1 protein-coding gene is annotated in these 352 nt (G+C 57.1%); it reads left to right on the top strand.

What is annotated here, in order from left to right; all coding sequences use genetic code 11:
- Positions 1-352: transposase (locus PQQ53_RS35015; RefSeq protein WP_408329323.1), on the top strand; the 352-nt coding region annotated here is incomplete at both ends.

Genomic DNA, 352 nt, shown 5'->3' with positions numbered 1-352 from the left:
CAACCCGGTCAGGATTATCGAGGCGTTTGTAGAAGAGCTTGACCTCGCATCACTGGGCTTCGATGGAGCAATCCCGTCGACTACAGGACGCCCGTCCTATCATCCAGCAGTGCTGCTGAAGATCTATATCTACGGCTACCTGAACCGGGTTCAATCGAGCCGTCGCCTGGAACGTGAATGCCAGCGCAATGTTGAGTTGATGTGGCTCACGGGCCGCCTAGCTCCGGACTTCAAGACCATAGCCGACTTTCGTCGTGACAACGGCGTCGGCATTCGCAACGTGTGTCGGCGCTTCGTGATGCTCTGCCGTGAGCTGAAGCTGTTCTCGCAAGCGCTAGTCGCCATTGACGGT

This window comes from Paraburkholderia strydomiana, from assembly GCF_046030495.1.
GTDB lineage: Bacteria > Pseudomonadota > Gammaproteobacteria > Burkholderiales > Burkholderiaceae > Paraburkholderia > Paraburkholderia strydomiana_A.
Note: the sequence above shows the minus strand (reverse complement) of the source record. Positions and strands in the feature narration are given on the sequence as shown.